Raw genomic sequence first — 15,739 nt, 5'->3', positions numbered from 1 at the left:
GCAGATCTTTCCATGTTTCCTACTTTTGTGTTTCGATAGATAAGGTGAACGACAGGGACAATGATAGAACAAGATTACATTCTGAAAATTTTACAGGAGTTTTTCGAAGCCATCGCCAAAGTGGTACGGCGCAGCGATGGCGATGACGAGGCGGCTACGGCCGAAATGCAGGCGCGTTACGACGCCATTTATGAGCAGTTTTTCCGTTGTCCGGCACATCATTTCTATGAAATCGAAAAAGAAGATTTGCTCGACGATCTGTGGGCGGAAAACAGCGAACAGAAGGCGATGGCCAAAACGCGCATGCTCTCGGAATTGCTCTACCGTGATGCGCTGATTAAAAAAGATGTCTCTCAGCGGTGCGACCTGCTGGAGAAATCATTGCTTCTGCTCGAATTTCTGCAACAGAACAGCAAGACCTATTCGTGGGATCAGGAAAACAAAATGGCTTATATTCGCACGTTGCTCGAAGAATACAGATAATTTCCGGATTTACGTGAGGTACTGCCTTCGTGATCAGCCGTTCATCGACAAGAGTTCTTCCAATATGTCCCGACTGTTACTCAGGCAAGGTACTTTGTGCTGCCCTCCCAATTTGCCGCGTTTCTTGAGCCAGTCGTAAAACAAATGCTCTCGGGCGGGAATGATTTCGAGCGGCTGTAACGATATTTCTTTGTAACGCTTTGCCGCGTAATCGGAATTAAGCGTTTGCAAGGCATCGTCCAAGGCGTTGGCGAATGTGTCGATCGAGGCCGGTGGTGTCTCAAACTCAACCATCCATTGATGACGTCCTTTCGCCTTGTCGAGCAGGAACAGGGGAGCAGCCGTGTACGCTCTCACGACGGCGCCGGTCGCTTCGCAAGCCTTCTGGATGCCTTTCTCGGTATTGTCCGCCATCAACTCTTCGCCGAAAGCATTGATAAAAAAACGAGTACGCCCCGTGATCACGAATTTGTGCGGGAAAGTAGAGGTGAAGCGCACCGTGTCGCCGATGCGGTAGCGCCACAGTCCGCCGGCTGTGGTGATGACCATCGCGTAATTTACGCCGGTCTCGACCGCTTCGAGCGGGATGGCTATCCCATCGTTCGGTCGTCCGGGCTCATCCATCGGAATAAATTCGTAGAACACTCCGTAGTCGAGCATCAACAGCATGCTCTTGTCCGACGGGTCATCCTGTAATCCGAAGAACCCTTCCGAGGCGTTGTACGTCTCCATATAGTGCATCCGGTCCGACGGGATCAGCCGCTCGTACTGTGCCCGATACGGTTCGAACCCCACTCCGCCGTGGAAAAAGATTTCGAGGTTCGGCCACACTTCGTGCAGTGTTTCTTTGCCCGCATGTTGCAAAACGGCTTTGATCAACACAAGCATCCACGAGGGAATACCGGAAAGACTGACCACATCCTCCTTCCATGTGTTTTCCACAATCGCCTTGATTTTCTTCTCCCACTCGTCCATTAGAATGATCTCTTTGCGCGGCACGCGTACCAGGTTGACGAGCGGATTCAGGTTTTGCAGCAGCACGGCCGAGAGGTCGCCGCAATGTGCCCGCTCGTTCAGGGGCGAGGGGCTGTGACTCCCGCCAAGGATCAGTCCTTTTTTCGAGAAAAAACGGGTGTCGGGGCGGTTATGCAGATATAACGCGACGGTGTCGAAGCCTCCCGCATAATGGCAGCGACGCAGGATGTCGGGTGTGACGGGGATATATTTACTGCGGTCGTTCGTTGTGCCGCTGCTTTGCGCGTACCATCGCACGGTCGAGGGCCACAGTACGTCTCTCTCGCCGTTAATCATCCGTTCGATGAACGGGTGCAGGTCTTCATAATCCTGCAGCGGGACACGCTCGCGAAAGGTGTCGTATCCCGAGATCTCCGCGAAGGCATAACGTTTCCCCCAAGCGGTGTTGCGCGCCTTGTCGAGCAGGTAACGTAACTGCTGCCGCTGGATGTCGACAGCCCGCTTTCCGAACGATTCGATTACGCGCTGTCGTCGTGCAAAAAAAGGAGAGATGATTTTCGTCAGTATGTCCATGTCGATTTGCGTAGGGAAACCATGTCGCAAAAATAGTCCTTTTTTTTTCAGATTATGCTTTTCGCTCGCTTCGGGATCACCATACGACTTCGACCGCGGCAGGATAGAGCCGGTGAGGATCGAAGAATCGGGCGCAGCTGTTTACCAGATGTTTCAGGTCGGGCGTCACCGTGCCTTTGAATACTTGCTTGCCGTTCGCCGTTACGGTTATTTCGCGGTTCAAATCGACCAGTTCATTGGATAAATAGAGCATCAGCTTTCCGTTGCTCGAAGGGGTATAATGTTTCTTGAACTTCATTTCGATGCCCCAGTGCGGATCGGTCTCAATCGTCTCATAGGCCACGTCGTCGATTTGCAGGGCGATCGTGTTGTCCGTGATGTTCATCTCGTAGCGTTTCCGTCCGGTGTTATCGGTCCGTTCGGGAAGGTAGAGGTTGTAAAAGCCTTGACGGTGCCGGCCGTCCATCTCGTAATCTTCCCACGTTACATATTTCGGATGCGGGTTCCGAACATGTTGTTTTAACCACGGAGTCGTAGGACGGTAGTCGATGCTGTGTCCTTTGCCGGGAATCAGTTCGATGCGATGCGCGAAATGTTCAGGGTCTTGCGTGTGGAGTTGTTGGAAAGCCTCCTGCACATACGATGTCAGCGTATTCCGGTAGAATCCCTTGTCGTCCGCGCCTGTGAGTAACGAAAATGCGATGTTACGGCAGTTTTCGGGCGGAGCGTTTTTGAGCGGTTCCCCTCCCGCCATCGGCCCGGCGCCCGCCAGATAGTCGGCGTAGAACGATGCGAGCCGCTGACTGCCGTATCCCCCTTCGGAGATGCCGAAGATATACATCCGGTCGGGATCGATCTGCCCCGAAACGAGCGCCTGTCTCAGTAACTTTTCCCATGCGAACTGCTTGGCCTTTTGCCACCAGCGATAATATTCGCCTTCATTCGGTATCTGAGGAATGAAATAGACCGAAGGAGCATCGTCGAACCGGGTGCAAAGGGTCAGCCCTGTTGCCCACTCCTGACGCTTATCGCCCGAACCGTGCAGATACAGATAGAGCGGAAAACCTTCCTTGGGCTTATTGTCTCCTTTGGTTCCCCAATAGTAGGGCATGATGGCATCACGTTCCAGGCTTTCGGGCAATACCCAGCGCCCCGACGACGTTGCCGACAAGGGCTTCAAATCGATTAGTTTTTCTTCGGCAAAGGCTCCGTTAGCCGCTTTCCAGATCTCCCAGACCCATTGACGCTGCTGCTCGACCTCCCACAAGTTCAACGTTTTCTCTCCTGCGAAAGTTACCGTCTTGCCTGCCAGATGGTCGGCGAAGAAAGTCGATATCCCATGTTGGGCAGTCATCTCGCCATCGTGTTTCTCTGGTGCTGTTGCTGCGGAACACCCGCTCCATGCAATGCTTAACATCAGCCCCCATGTTTGTGTTAATCTCATATATAATTGTATTTAAATCCGGGTGCAAAAATAAGGGATTCAACAGAAATAACCGCATGCGGTTCCGAAACAAAAGAAAAAATAACTTTCGGCTATGAATCGTAGACAAAGGCGTGAGCCTTATCCGACACTTGCGATCGTGCGAGAATAGATTCGGAAATCGTATCTTTGCTTCGTGATGGAAGACAACGATAAAAAAGAAACACGCCGTGCCGCGTTGTATGCAAGTCTTTTGGTCGCTGTACCTTGTGTGGTACATATCGTCAATGTATGCTTCTCGCTACGGTTGCAACGTTTCGGGCTGGCACCGCATGAGCTTCGGGGATTGCCCGGCATTCTTACGATGCCGTTGCTGCACGCCGGATGGGATCATCTACTTTCCAATATGCCGCCGCTGTGGGTACTCACTTTCGGACTCATTCTGTTCTACCGTGAGAAAAGCCGGACGATTTTTGCTTATCTCTATTTGATGAGCGGATTGTTTACGTGGAGCATCGCTTCGGCCGGTTCTATCCATATCGGAGCCAGCGGAGTGATTTATGCTCTGGCGGCGTTTCATTTTGTCACCGGCCTGATTCGGCGCGTGCCGCGCCAGATGGCTTTCGCCCTGTTGGTCGCTTTTCTGTACGGCGGATTCGTCTGGGCCTTTTTTCCTTCGCTCTACAGACATACGTCCATCTCGTGGGCAGGACATTTTTCCGGACTCGTATCCGGCATTGTTTTGGCCATCTATATGCGTCGCTGGGGACCGCCGCCTCCTCCCGATCCTTTTGAAGGCGAAGACGAAGAACCGGATGATGATCCTGAAGCCTACTGGCAGATACCGGACGAAGAACAACGTTCGGTCATTAACGATCAGCAAAGAATCAACCGATTTAAACAGCTGAATACTTGCAGAGAGTGTCAGAACGGCATATCTCCTCTTTTTATGGATCGGGTTGCGGAAGCGAGCGTTTCAGCAGGGTGATTTTACCGCGTTCGAGTTTAACGATTCCTTCGTGACACAATTCCTGTAACACGCGGTTGAGTGAAGGACGCGCGACTCCTAACCGGTCGGCGATTTCCTGCTGCTTCCCGTAATGCTCTCGCGTGTGAAGGTATTGCAACAACTGTTCGCGAAGCGATTTAAGAGCGAAACTGTTGAGGCGCCCGGTTAATATGGCGCACTTGTCCGAAATCTCGCGCAGGTAATTCTCCATCATACGCAGGTCGGCATGCAGCATCTTAAGCAGCGTGTCCTTATTCAGCACAAGCACTTCGCAGGGCGACGTGGTTTCGATATTGACGGGGAAAACGTTGTGCGTAGCCAGCAGAAAAGCAGGTGCAAGCACTGCCCAATCCGTAAATTGCTCGACAATAATCTGACGTCCCTCCTGATTGATCATGGAAGCGTTGATATGACCGTGGCAAAGAATAAACAACGAACGACACGTTTCGCCTTGCATCGCCAGAAACGACTGTTCGGGATAGGAGCGGAGCGCATAGCCGTAACGGTCGAACAAGTCCTTGACCGTTTCCGGTTTCACGCCTTGAAACAACGTGCAGTATGTTACTAATTCTTGAATAAGCATACGGCAAAGATACTGTTTTTTATCGTTCGCGCTGCCGGATATCGAGGAATGGGATTGAGAAACAAAAAAGCCTGCGAATCATCATCGATCAGCAGGCTTATATTTATTAATTTGTCCTATGAAAACACTTAAACTTATATCTTTTTTTCGTGGGCGCTGAGGGATTCGAACCCCCGACCCTCTGCTTGTAAGGCAGATGCTCTGAACCAGCTGAGCTAAGCGCCCGAATAAACTTTAGAAAAAGAAATGCCTTCCTCTGAAAGACGCTGCAAAGATAGATGTTTTTTTCTTCCCTACAAACTTTTTGAAAAAAAACTTTTCGGAAATTTGAAAAAAGAGCGAACAATAAGTCGTAAAGATACACCTCTTCGTCATTCTTCGTTCCTTTCGATACCCTCTTGCATCGTCGGCTCGATGCGCTCATGCGTCCAGCTGTCGATAACGATCCGGATTCGGTCTTCGGGCAATTCCGTAACGATGTCCAAGCGTATCGATCGACGGTCTCCGGGCATGAGCGTCACGTAGTTGTCGGAATAATGCACGGGGAGGATACGTTTGCCGTTGCTTCGGTCGAACACTTTAATGCGGTTGAAGAACGAGATACGATTGTCGGCTGAGAGCGTTAGGTGGGCTGAGTATCCGTTCTTCTCCTTGCTTAATACGAGGTGTGCGGAAGGACGGGAACGGGGCAGTTGTGCCAGTGTCGTATAGTCTTTCGGCTGTGTCGTAAGCCAGTAAATATTCGGGGCGATATCGGGAGCAGAATCGCCGGAGAGAGTCAGTTTCAGGAAATAAACGCCATCCAAACCGGACGGTTGCGGTATATCGAACAGTTCTTCTACCGTATTGGCCGGACTGTCGCAGATCGCTTCTTTTTCCCAGATCATCGTTCCAGCCCGATCGTAGATCGCCGCATGGACGCGCAGACCGGTGTAGTCGATCAACGACGTATTGAGCATTTGTACTTTCTTCGTGACCAGATTATAAAACGGATGCAGCGGTTCGCATCCTTTCCGCATACCGTAGAGCGAAGCGTTCACGTCCAGAAACCAGTCGTACATCTGTCCTCTCAACGATGTCCACGGATTTTGTGTCTTCCACACCAAAATACCGGTGTACCAGTCCCATAAATGGGATGCCCAACCTTCCATGTAGCTGCGATATTGGTCGTAGTTAACGACTTGCGCATATTTACAGTAATGTTCGATGTCGGTTACTTCGCCGTAGCGTTCCAAGTGATCGCCGTAGCCAAGGTCTTTGTGATAACGCCACGCTTCGTTGCGTACTTTTCCACGTTGCGGGAAAGCGGCCAGCTCAGTCTCCGTCATCATTTCGCGCATGCTCTCTACCTCGGGTGAGCCGACCGAACCGGCTTCGGGGTTGAACGGATGAGAACGAAAGGTAAAGAACCACTCCGGCTCCTGAATGCCGTAAGGGCCGTCGCCGTTATCGCCGAGATAATTACGGGTAAAGACCGTGTCGGTCGAATAACTGGCAAAAAGACGTTCCGGATCAAGTCTCGGAAAGACTTCGTTTTTCAGCTTCTCGTCGATATCTTTCGCCAGCGGCCATTCGTTCGCACCGCACCAGAAGCAAAGGCTTGGGTGATTACGAATCATTTTGACCTGATCTTCGACCGAGGCAATAAACAGATCGTGATGATCGGGGTATTCCCAACGCCGTTCGCGGGAGTCTTTCTTATATGGGTCTTCCCATGCTCCGTTACAATCGCCGCTCCCCCACAAATCCTGAAAGACGAGCAGTCCGTATTCGTCGCAGGCGTCGTAAAACTCCGGGCGCTCGAGGAGTGCGCCGCCCCATACACGAATCATGCGTACATTCATTTCGGCATGGAAACGTACTTCGGCGCGGTATCGTTCGGGCGAGAGACGTAGCAGCCAGTCGGAATTGATGTAATTGCCGCCGGTCATATAGATTTTTTGACCGTTCACATAAAATTTTCGCCCGCCGTTACGTGGGTCTTTCGCCGTCGTGATTTCGCGGATGCCGTAGCGTAACTGCCGACTGTCGCTAATCCTTCCCCCTGTTTCAAAGCGGAGAGACATGTCATACAAGTCTTGCCGTCCGATGCCGTTCGGCCACCACAGGCGCGGATTCGCGATTGTTATGCGGGGAAACGAAACCGTTCGTTTTTCGTGCGGTGCGAGGGTCAGAGCTTGTGTGCGGCGTATATCGTTCGTCTCGCAAATCAGGGTACCGCGTACCGTTTCATCCGAAGTATTCTCGAGTTCGATACTTGTCAGTACATACGCTTCTTTCTGCACTCCCTGAGGTTGACGTACACCCGGCACACGTGTCACGACGTAGGGATGCTGCACTTTCACGTCGCCGGTCGTCGTGATTGAAACTTCGTCCCAGATGCCCGTATTACGGTCGCGTACAGGTTGTATCCAGTCCCAGCCCGGCGTGTATTGCATCGTGTTGTTACGGGCAATTTCGCCGTCACCTCCTTGTCCTCCGTTCGGATTACCGGGAAAGTCGGGCGGGCATACGATGACGGCCAGCGTATTGATTGAATCGTGATGTAGCCAAGGTGTGATTTCGTAGGATTGGCGCAAAAACATGCCCTCGTGTGTATTGCGATTGAGGCGTTTCCCGTTCAGATAAATATCGGCTTTGTAATTGATGCCTCGGAAATGAAGCCACACCTTGCGACCTTGGGGTAAGTTGTCGGTCGTAAACCGGTTCACGAACCAAAATGTATAAAAATCTTTCCCGACTTCATAGATGTCAGGGATCAGACGGTTGTTCAAACTGAATTCGGGGGCCGGAAACAGTCCGTTTTCAAGCATCGTAGTCAGCACCGTGCCGGGGACGCGTGCTTTCATCCAACCTTCGCTCGAGAAGGGGCGCTTCGTCAACAAGTTGCCATCGGTCTTTACTTCGTTGGTTCGACGTGCCAGCCAACCGCTGTGAAGCAAGGTTTTGCCTCCGGGCTCGGGCAGCGGTAGTTTCTCGGTCTGCGCATATATAAAGAAGGGTAAGAGCAGAGCTCCTGCGATCGTTCGTAAAAGAGAATTGTTTTTCATTGTTATTCGTTTTGAGTACAAATGTACATGATTTCGGCGAGAAACAGTATCGGTCCGAGTATCTGTACCGGAATGAGGAGGAAAGGAACGGAAGGCCGTTTGTTGCATTGGTGTTCTTTCACTATCTTTGCCTCGGATTTTAATAGGAAAGAAAATGAGTCATAATTTATTAAAAGGAAAAAGAGGAATTATCTTCGGAGCATTAAACGATATGTCCATTGCCTGGAAGGTGGCTGAACGCGCCGTCGAAGAAGGAGCAAGTATTACTTTGACGAATACGCCGGTAGCGATTCGTATGGGGGAAGTCAAAGCTCTGTCGGACAAGTTACAGGTAGAAGCAATTCCGGCCGACGCCACAAGCGTGGAAGATTTGGAAGAGGTATTTTCACAGTCGGTGAAGATTCTCGGCGGCCCGATCGATTTCGTGCTGCATTCCATCGGCATGAGTCCGAACGTGCGCAAGAAACGTACGTATGATGATCTCGACTATGATTTGTTGTCGAAGACGCTCGATGTCTCGGCCATCTCGTTTCATAAAATGTTGCAGGTAGCCAAAAAGCAGGATGCCATCGCCGAGTACGGCTCGATTGTGGCGCTCACTTATGTGGCGGCACAGCGTACCTTCTTTGGATATAACGATATGGCCGATGCAAAGAGTTTGCTCGAGTCGATTGCGCGGAGCTTCGGTTACATCTACGGGCGGGAGAAGAACGTGCGGATCAATACGATTTCGCAATCGCCTACGTTGACGACGGCCGGAAGCGGTATCAAAGGCATGGATCACCTGATGGACTTTGCCAACAAGATGAGTCCGCTCGGTAATGCAACGGCCGACGACTGCGCAAACTACTGTATCACGCTGTTCTCCGATCTGACCCGCAAGGTGACGATGCAAAACCTCTATCACGATGGTGGATTCTCGAGCATGGGCATGAGCCTCCGTGCCATGAACCAGTACAGTAAAGGTCTCGAAGAGTTTACCGACGAGAGCGGAAAAGTCGTTTACGGATAACGTGCACGGTACACCCGGCAGGGTGTGTCCGGGAAAAATAATGAAGAAAGCCGTCTCTTCCTTTCGGGCGAGGCGGCTTTCCGGCTATTGTGATTTCTGTTTTCTTTTTAGATGCAGAGCTTCAGGTCTTCTTCAACGGTGGTGATACCGGCAAGCCCGAACGTGTTGACGAGCACTTGCGTTACGCCGGGTGAGAGGAAAGCCGGTAATGTGGGACCGATATGAATATTTTTCACCCCGAGACTGAGTAGAGCCAACAATACAATGACGGCTTTCTGCTCGTACCACGCGATATTGAATACAATCGGCAGGTCGTTGATGTCGTTCAGCTCAAACACTTCTTTCAGCTTCAGCGCCACGACCGCCCACGTATAACTGTCGTTACACTGTCCGGCGTCGAGCACGCGGGGGATGCCGTTAATATCGCCTAAGTTCAATTTATTGTATCGGTACTTTGCGCATCCGGAGGTGAGGATAACCGTATCTTTGGGCAGGCCTTTCGCATAATCGGTATAGTATGTACGGTTGGGGAAACGGCCGTCGCATCCGCTCATCACCACGAATTTACGCAGTGCGCCCGACTTGATGGCATCGACAATCCGGTCGGCGAGTTGCAACACTTGACGGTGTGCGAAGCCTCCGATAATGGTTCCGCTTTCGATCTGAACAGGCGGCTCGCATTGTTTGGCTATTTCGATGATTTCGCTGAAGTCTTTTTCTCCGCCGGGCCCTGTGGGGATGTGTTTACATCCCGGATAGCCGGACGAGTTGGTCGTAAACATACGACTTATGTACGTGTTTTTAGGCAGAGGCGGCACAATGCAGTTGGTCGTGAAAAGAATCGGGCCCTTGAAAGTTTCGAACTCCTCGCGTTGTTTCCACCACGCGTTGCCGTAGTTGCCTACGAAATGTTTGTACTTCTTGAATGCCGGATAATAGTGCGCGGGCAACATTTCGCTGTGCGTATAGACGTCGACGCCTGTGTCTTCGGTCTGTTTGAGCAGCGCCTCCATATCGTGCAGGTCGTGTCCGCTGATCAGAATGCCGGGACGGTTGCCTACGCCGATGTTAACTTCCGTCATTTCCGGATCGCCATATGTCGAAGTATTGGCCTGATCGAGTAAGGCCATCGTTTTGACTCCCACCGATCCCGTCTCGAGCACGAGTGCCGTAAGCTGTTCGCCGTTGAGTTCGCCGATGGTTATGTCGCTCAGCGCGCGTTCCATGAACGCATAAATCTCGTCGTCTTCATAGCCCAGACGCATGGCGTGCTCGGCATAGGCCGCCATTCCTTTGAGGCCATAGATCACGAGTTCTTTGAGCGAACGCACATCAGCATTCGTCTCGCGTAAGATTCCTTCGGAAAACCCTTTCTCCTCATATTCGTCGGCTACAGGTGTCCATACGACCTCTTCGGCATTGTACGAAGGCAATCCCGCATCGGCAGCTTGTTGTTTCAGTTTGTCGCGCACTGCGAAAGCACGGTCTACCCGAGCCTCGATACTCGTTTTATCGAAGTTCGCATTCGTAATCGTCGAAAACAACGCGTCGAGCACCAAGTGATCGACTTCACGATCCACTTCCTTTCCGGACCGTCGCAGGCCGGTAGCCAATACAGCGATGCCGCGAACGGCAAACATCAGCATATCCATCATAGCGGAGAGATCGCTCTTCTTACCGCATACACCCTGAACCGTGCAGCCGGTTCCCTTGGCCGTTTCCTGACATTGGAAACAAAACATTTTAGCATCCATATCCTTCAATTTTGCAATGTAACGTCTATAAATTTCATGGTGCAAATATCCGGATGTACGCGTTCTCCAAATGTCACCTATGTGACAATGGAGTATTTTTTAGTTATTTTTAAGGTGGAAATTTCCGGCGAATCTCGCCAAGTCCTCCGTTGAAGATCAAACATTCTCGCGCATTGCATGAAGTCTTTCGTTGAAGATCGGAGATTCGCGCGAGCTTCGCGGAGACTTCCGTCAAGGAACAGAAGTTTTCGCGAACTTTGCCGAGACTCTCGCCGAGGATCAAAAGTCCTCGCAAATTTCCCGGAGACTTTCGACGGCGATCGAACAGTCTCGGGAACTTCGCGTGCAGTTCTTTTCTGCCGCGACGTGTTTTGACTTATCCAGCCGACGCTTTTTGCTGACGCTTGCGTTCGTTTTCGTCGAGAAGGATTTTGCGCATGCGCATAAAATGAGGCGTCACCTCGACGTATTCGTCGGCCTTGATGTATTCGAGCGCATCTTCGAGGCTGAATACGGTCGGGGGTGCCAACGCCACCTTCTCGTCCGAGCCGGAGGCGCGCATGTTTGTCAGTTTTTTCGATTTGGTAACGTTCACGACCAGATCGCCTTCTTTCGTATGTTCGCCGACCACCTGACCGGCATATACATCGTCGCCGGGTGCGATAAAAAATCGTCCGCGCGATTGCAGGTTATTGAGCGCGTAGGCAAACGCGTTGCCCGTCTCCATGGCGATGATAGAGCCGTTCTGCCGACGCTCGATAGGCCCTTTCCACGGCTGAAACTCGAGGAAGCGATGTGCCATGATCGCCTCACCGGCCGAGAGAGTAAGCACGAGGTTGTTCAGTCCGATGATACCGCGCGAAGGTATGGTGAAGACAAGAAAAACACGGTCGTTCTTGCTTTCCATCGACATCATTTCGCCTTTGCGCTTCGTCACCACGTCAATGATCTTGCTGGCGCATTCCTCAGGCAGATTCACTGTCAGCTGTTCTACCGGCTCGTGTTTGACACCGTCGATCTCCTTGATGATCACCTGAGGTTGTCCCACCTGCAGTTCGTAGCCTTCGCGACGCATCGTTTCGATAAGCACCGATAGGTGGAGTACCCCGCGCCCGAACACGTTCCATGAGTCGGCCGATTCCGTCGGTTCGACACGTAACGCGAGGTTTTTGTCCAGCTCCTTCGTGAGGCGTTCGAAAATGTGGCGCGACGTAACAAATTTTCCGTCCTTGCCGAAGAACGGTGAGTTGTTGATCGTAAAGAGCATCGACATCGTCGGCTCGTCGATGGCAATCGTCGGAAGCGCTTCCGGCTCGTTGGCGTCGGCAATCGTCTCTCCGATCTCGAAACCTTCCACCCCGATCACGGCACAGATATCGCCCGACGGCACAGCCTCTACCTTTTTACGCCCTAATCCTTCAAACACATTGATCTCCTTGATTTTTGAGCGCACGAGCGAGCCGTCGCGCTTGCAAAGCATGATGTCCTGTCCTTCGCGAAGTTCGCCACGATGGACGCGCCCCACGGCGATTCGCCCCACGTATTTGGAGTAATCAAGCGAAGTGATCAGCATCTGCGAGGCTCCTTCGAGTGTTTCCGGCTCGGGGATATGTTGAATGATGGCGTCGAGCAGCGGATAAATATCCTCTGTCGGCTGCTGCCAGTCGTCCGACATCCATCCCTGCTTGGCCGAACCGAAGAGGGTCGGAAAGTCGAGCTGTTCTTCCGTGGCGTCGAGGCTGAACATCAGATCGAAGACCATCTCCTGTACTTCCGACGGACGACAGTTGGGCTTATCGACCTTGTTGATGACTACGATCGGTTTCAACCCGATCTGGATCGCCTTTTGCAGGACGAAGCGCGTCTGGGGCATCGGTCCTTCGAACGCATCGACAAGCAGCAGACACCCGTCGGCCATATTAAGCACGCGCTCCACCTCGCCGCCGAAGTCGGCATGCCCGGGCGTGTCGATGATGTTGATCTTATAATCTTTATAATTAATGGACACGTTTTTGGCGAGAATCGTAATCCCCCGTTCGCGTTCCAGATCGTTACTGTCCAGAAACTGATCCGGCTCGGCCTGTCCTTCACGGAAAAGCTTACCGGCCAGCAGCATTTTGTCAACCAGTGTCGTCTTGCCATGATCTACATGGGCGATGATGGCAATATTTCTAATTTTTTGCATAGATAACCTGTTCCTTTCGGGGGGCAAAAGTAAGCATAAAAAATCAACGACGCGAAAAAAAGCGGTCGGAAACGTTTGTCTGTCCGAATAAAAGCTCTATCTTTGCAGCCGCTTAAATAAAATGGTATTAATTTATTCAAAGTAGAACATGTATTTAGATTCAGCAAAAAAAGAAGAGATTTTCGGAAAATACGGAAAATCGAAAGCCGACACCGGATCGGCAGAAAGTCAGATCGCGTTGTTCACGTATCGCATCAGTCATCTGACCGAGCACATGAAGAAGAACAAGAAAGACTTCAACACTTCACGTGCATTGAAGATGCTCGTAGGTAAGCGTCGTCGTCTGCTCGACTACCTGATGAAGGTCGATATCGAACGTTATCGTGCCATCATCAAAGAACTCGGCATCCGTAAGTAAATCCGGATATCCGAACACAACGTATAAAAAAGCAACTGCCCGCAAGAGGGCAGTTGCTTTTTTGGTTTATGATTCGTACTGCTCAACAAGCCCGATCTTTTACAGCGGCAAGACTCCGCCGTAAATTCAATTGCATTCCATCCTTGAATCCGCGAACTTTTTCGTGCGAAAAACTTCTTTCTATGGCTTCGCACCGGATAAATTTTTTTTCTTACATTTGTGGCCATACAATCATCCTGTCATGTTAAATAAAAGTTTAGTATCGATCGACCAGTGTGCGAAAGAAGATATTCTGCGCATTCTTGAGAACGCCCGAAAGTTTGAAGAAAATCCCGACCGCCGCCTGCTTGAAGGCAAGATCGCGGCCACCCTCTTTTTCGAACCCTCGACACGTACACGCCTGAGTTTTGAAACATCCGTGAACCGTTTGGGAGGGCGTGTCATCGGTTTTCAGGACGCGTCGACCACCAGCTCGTCAAAAGGGGAGACCCTTAAAGACACGATTCTGATGGTCAGCAATTATGCCGATGTGATCATCATGCGCCACCATCTTGAAGGGGCCGCCCGTTACGCTTCCGAAGTGACGAAGGTGCCTATCATCAATGCCGGCGACGGCGCCAATCAACACCCTTCACAGACACTGCTCGACCTCTATTCGATCAAGAAAACGCAAGGGACCCTCGATAACCTGACCATCACGATGGTAGGCGACCTGAAATACGGGCGTACGATTCATTCGCTGATTGTCGGTATGTCGCACTTCCATCCGACGTTCCATTTTATCGCTCCGGAGGAATTGAAGATGCCGGAAGAGCAGAAACATTTTTGCCGTATGCACGGCATCGAGTTTCATGAACATACCGTCTTCTCCGAAGAGATTATCAACCAGACGGATATCCTTTATATGACGCGTGTACAACGTGAACGCTTTACCGACCTTGTTGAATACGAGCGGGTCAAAAACGTGTATATCCTGCATAACAGGATGCTCGAACACTCGCGTCCGAATTTGCGGGTATTACACCCGTTACCGCGTGTGTACGAGATTGCTTACGATGTGGACGATAATCCGAAGGCGTATTACATCCAGCAGGCACGGAACGGTCTTTTTACTCGCGAGGCGATTATCTGCGACGTGCTGGGCATTGATATAAAGACAAAAATCGACAATTAATCAGAGATAAAGATGTCAAACAAAGGTAAACGAAAAGAATTGCAGGTGGCCGCGCTTGAAAACGGTACGGCCATAGACCATATTCCCCCGGCACAGTTATTTAAAGTCGCTGAACTGCTTGGACTTGATAAAACGGATAACCGTATTACGATCGGTAACAACTTTGAAAGCAAAAAGATGGGACGGAAAGGCATGATCAAGATTGCGGATAAGTTTTTTGAAGAAGACGAGATCAACCGAATCGCACTTGTCGCACCGAACGTTGTGCTTAACATCATCCGAGATTATGAAGTCGTCGAAAAGAAATGCGTCAGTCTGCCCGATGAACTGATCGATATCATCCGATGCAACAATCCCAAGTGTATTACGAACAATGAGCCGATGAAATCTCATTTCTATGTGACGGACAAAGAGACGGGCGCTGTCAAATGCCGCTATTGTGAACGTAAAACGAATAAGGAAGAAATTACAATCAAATAAATAAGTCTGTGTGACTTACGGGAAGAACCTTTACTGTAAAACAGCTGATTATGAAACAAGACTGGAAACCGGGAACCATGATTTATCCGCTGCCGGCGGTGATGATTTCGTGCGGCAGCGAACCGTCGGAATATAATATTTTGACCGTAAGCTGGGTCGGAACGATCTGTTCGAACCCGCCGATGTGCTACATCTCGGTGCGTCCCGAACGCTTTTCATATCCTATCCTGAAAAAGAATATGGAGTATGTGATTAATCTGACGACCCGTGATATGGCATTTGCCACCGACTGGTGTGGTGTTGTTTCGGGAAAGGATCATCGGAAATTCGAGGAGATGAAGCTTACGCCCGGACGAGCCTCCGTCGTTCGGGCTCCGCTGATCGAGGAATCGCCGCTTTGCATCGAATGTCGGGTAAAAGAAGTGATGACGCTCGGTTCGCACGACATGTTTATTTCGGAGGTTGTCAATGTGAAAGCCGACGAGAAATACCTTCATCCCGAAACCGGTGCTTTCGATATGCAGAAGGCAGATCTATTGACGTATGTACATGGAAAGTACTATGGGGTGGGCGACTTGCTGGGTTTCTTCGGTTGGTCGGTGAAGAAGAAAAAATAGGCG

Annotated in this window: 13 protein-coding genes and 1 tRNA gene; 7 read left to right on the top strand and 7 right to left on the bottom strand. The window is 50.9% G+C overall.

From position 1 onward, the window contains the following. Nucleotides 1–60 precede the first annotated feature (60 nt). On the top strand, nucleotides 61–483 hold the full coding sequence (locus EII41_RS02120) for a hypothetical protein (protein ID WP_124750888.1): 423 nt from the start codon (nucleotides 61–63) through the stop codon (nucleotides 481–483). A gap of 33 nt (nucleotides 484–516) precedes the next feature. On the opposite strand, the gene EII41_RS02115 is transcribed toward EII41_RS02120, so the two are convergent. Together EII41_RS02115 and EII41_RS02110 are read right to left on the bottom strand one after the other, a co-directional pair. Then, a complete protein-coding gene (locus EII41_RS02115; protein ID WP_124789235.1) occupies nucleotides 517–2,031 on the bottom strand; it encodes a GH3 auxin-responsive promoter family protein in 1,515 nt (504 codons plus the stop codon). Between the two features lie 76 nt (nucleotides 2,032–2,107). After that, nucleotides 2,108–3,448 carry a hypothetical protein gene (locus EII41_RS02110; RefSeq protein WP_124789234.1) on the bottom strand — a complete coding sequence of 447 codons (1,341 nt, stop codon included), beginning with the start codon at nucleotides 3,446–3,448 and terminating at the stop codon, nucleotides 2,108–2,110. A gap of 205 nt (nucleotides 3,449–3,653) precedes the next feature. Between EII41_RS02110 and EII41_RS02105 the strand changes: the two genes are divergently transcribed. Continuing rightward, on the top strand, nucleotides 3,654–4,442 hold the full coding sequence (locus EII41_RS02105) for a rhomboid family intramembrane serine protease (RefSeq protein ID WP_260425444.1): 789 nt from the start codon (nucleotides 3,654–3,656) through the stop codon (nucleotides 4,440–4,442). Here EII41_RS02105 and EII41_RS02100 read toward each other — a convergent pair. From EII41_RS02100 to EII41_RS02090, 3 genes are all read right to left on the bottom strand, one after another. Beyond that, nucleotides 4,402–5,046 (bottom strand): Crp/Fnr family transcriptional regulator, encoded by a 645-nt coding sequence (locus EII41_RS02100; RefSeq protein WP_124789232.1) that lies wholly within the window; start codon nucleotides 5,044–5,046, stop codon nucleotides 4,402–4,404. The genes EII41_RS02105 and EII41_RS02100 overlap by 41 nt on opposite strands. 150 nt (nucleotides 5,047–5,196) lie before the next feature. After that, a tRNA-Val gene (locus EII41_RS02095) sits at nucleotides 5,197–5,271 on the bottom strand. Nucleotides 5,272–5,417: 146 nt separating this feature from the next. Beyond that, nucleotides 5,418–8,096 carry a glycoside hydrolase family 2 protein gene (locus EII41_RS02090; RefSeq protein WP_124789231.1) on the bottom strand — a complete coding sequence of 893 codons (2,679 nt, stop codon included), beginning with the start codon at nucleotides 8,094–8,096 and terminating at the stop codon, nucleotides 5,418–5,420. 154 nt (nucleotides 8,097–8,250) lie between these two features. On the opposite strand from EII41_RS02090, the gene EII41_RS02085 reads away from it, so the two are divergent. After that, a complete protein-coding gene (locus EII41_RS02085) occupies nucleotides 8,251–9,108 on the top strand; it encodes an enoyl-ACP reductase (RefSeq protein WP_124789230.1) in 858 nt (285 codons plus the stop codon). A gap of 107 nt (nucleotides 9,109–9,215) precedes the next feature. On the opposite strand, the gene hcp is transcribed toward EII41_RS02085, so the two are convergent. Together hcp and typA are read right to left on the bottom strand one after the other, a co-directional pair. Beyond that, on the bottom strand, nucleotides 9,216–10,862 hold the full coding sequence (gene hcp / locus EII41_RS02080; protein ID WP_124789229.1) for a hydroxylamine reductase: 1,647 nt from the start codon (nucleotides 10,860–10,862) through the stop codon (nucleotides 9,216–9,218). Between the two features lie 376 nt (nucleotides 10,863–11,238). Further along, complete coding sequence (gene typA, locus EII41_RS02075; RefSeq protein WP_124750895.1) at nucleotides 11,239–13,047, bottom strand: translational GTPase TypA; 1,809 nt, start codon at nucleotides 13,045–13,047, stop codon at nucleotides 11,239–11,241. A gap of 148 nt (nucleotides 13,048–13,195) precedes the next feature. Here typA and rpsO point away from each other — a divergent pair, with 148 nt between their 5' ends. The 4 genes from rpsO to EII41_RS02055 all read left to right on the top strand — a co-directional run bounded on the left by rpsO (nucleotide 13,196) and on the right by EII41_RS02055 (nucleotide 15,736). Beyond that, the gene (gene rpsO / locus EII41_RS02070) at nucleotides 13,196–13,465 is read left to right on the top strand and encodes a 30S ribosomal protein S15 (RefSeq protein WP_124750896.1); all 270 of its coding nucleotides are present in this window, start codon (nucleotides 13,196–13,198) and stop codon (nucleotides 13,463–13,465) included. A gap of 241 nt (nucleotides 13,466–13,706) precedes the next feature. Beyond that, complete coding sequence (pyrB, locus tag EII41_RS02065; RefSeq protein WP_124750897.1) at nucleotides 13,707–14,639, top strand: aspartate carbamoyltransferase; 933 nt, start codon at nucleotides 13,707–13,709, stop codon at nucleotides 14,637–14,639. A 12-nt stretch (nucleotides 14,640–14,651) separates the two neighbouring features. Next, nucleotides 14,652–15,119, top strand: a complete 468-nt coding sequence (gene pyrI, locus EII41_RS02060) for an aspartate carbamoyltransferase regulatory subunit (protein WP_124789228.1) — start codon at nucleotides 14,652–14,654, stop codon at nucleotides 15,117–15,119. A 50-nt stretch (nucleotides 15,120–15,169) separates the two neighbouring features. Then, nucleotides 15,170–15,736, top strand: a complete 567-nt coding sequence (locus tag EII41_RS02055) for a flavin reductase family protein (protein WP_124789227.1) — start codon at nucleotides 15,170–15,172, stop codon at nucleotides 15,734–15,736. The last annotated feature ends 3 nt before the right edge of the window (nucleotides 15,737–15,739 follow it).

The sequence above is a fragment of the Tannerella forsythia genome, from assembly GCF_003860135.1.
In the GTDB taxonomy this organism is placed as follows: Bacteria; Bacteroidota; Bacteroidia; order Bacteroidales; family Tannerellaceae; genus Tannerella; species Tannerella forsythia_A.
Note: the sequence above shows the minus strand (reverse complement) of the source record. Positions and strands in the feature narration are given on the sequence as shown.

Excerpts from the sequence above, each read along its gene's own strand:
- hcp (WP_124789229.1), bottom strand. The coding sequence starts at position 10,862 with ATGGATGCTAAAATGTTTTGTTTCCAATGTCAGGAAACGGCCAAGGGA.
- EII41_RS02085 (WP_124789230.1), top strand. The coding sequence starts at position 8,251 with ATGAGTCATAATTTATTAAAAGGAAAAAGAGGAATTATCTTCGGAGCA.
- EII41_RS02090 (WP_124789231.1), bottom strand. The coding sequence starts at position 8,096 with ATGAAAAACAATTCTCTTTTACGAACGATCGCAGGAGCTCTGCTCTTA.
- EII41_RS02110 (WP_124789234.1), bottom strand. The coding sequence starts at position 3,448 with ATGTTAAGCATTGCATGGAGCGGGTGTTCCGCAGCAACAGCACCAGAG.
- EII41_RS02105 (WP_260425444.1), top strand. The coding sequence starts at position 3,654 with ATGGAAGACAACGATAAAAAAGAAACACGCCGTGCCGCGTTGTATGCA.
- EII41_RS02055 (WP_124789227.1), top strand. The coding sequence starts at position 15,170 with ATGAAACAAGACTGGAAACCGGGAACCATGATTTATCCGCTGCCGGCG.
- rpsO (WP_124750896.1), top strand. The coding sequence starts at position 13,196 with ATGTATTTAGATTCAGCAAAAAAAGAAGAGATTTTCGGAAAATACGGA.
- EII41_RS02100 (WP_124789232.1), bottom strand. The coding sequence starts at position 5,046 with ATGCTTATTCAAGAATTAGTAACATACTGCACGTTGTTTCAAGGCGTG.
- typA (WP_124750895.1), bottom strand. The coding sequence starts at position 13,047 with ATGCAAAAAATTAGAAATATTGCCATCATCGCCCATGTAGATCATGGC.
- EII41_RS02120 (WP_124750888.1), top strand. The coding sequence starts at position 61 with ATGATAGAACAAGATTACATTCTGAAAATTTTACAGGAGTTTTTCGAA.
- pyrB (WP_124750897.1), top strand. The coding sequence starts at position 13,707 with ATGTTAAATAAAAGTTTAGTATCGATCGACCAGTGTGCGAAAGAAGAT.
- pyrI (WP_124789228.1), top strand. The coding sequence starts at position 14,652 with ATGTCAAACAAAGGTAAACGAAAAGAATTGCAGGTGGCCGCGCTTGAA.
- EII41_RS02115 (WP_124789235.1), bottom strand. The coding sequence starts at position 2,031 with ATGGACATACTGACGAAAATCATCTCTCCTTTTTTTGCACGACGACAG.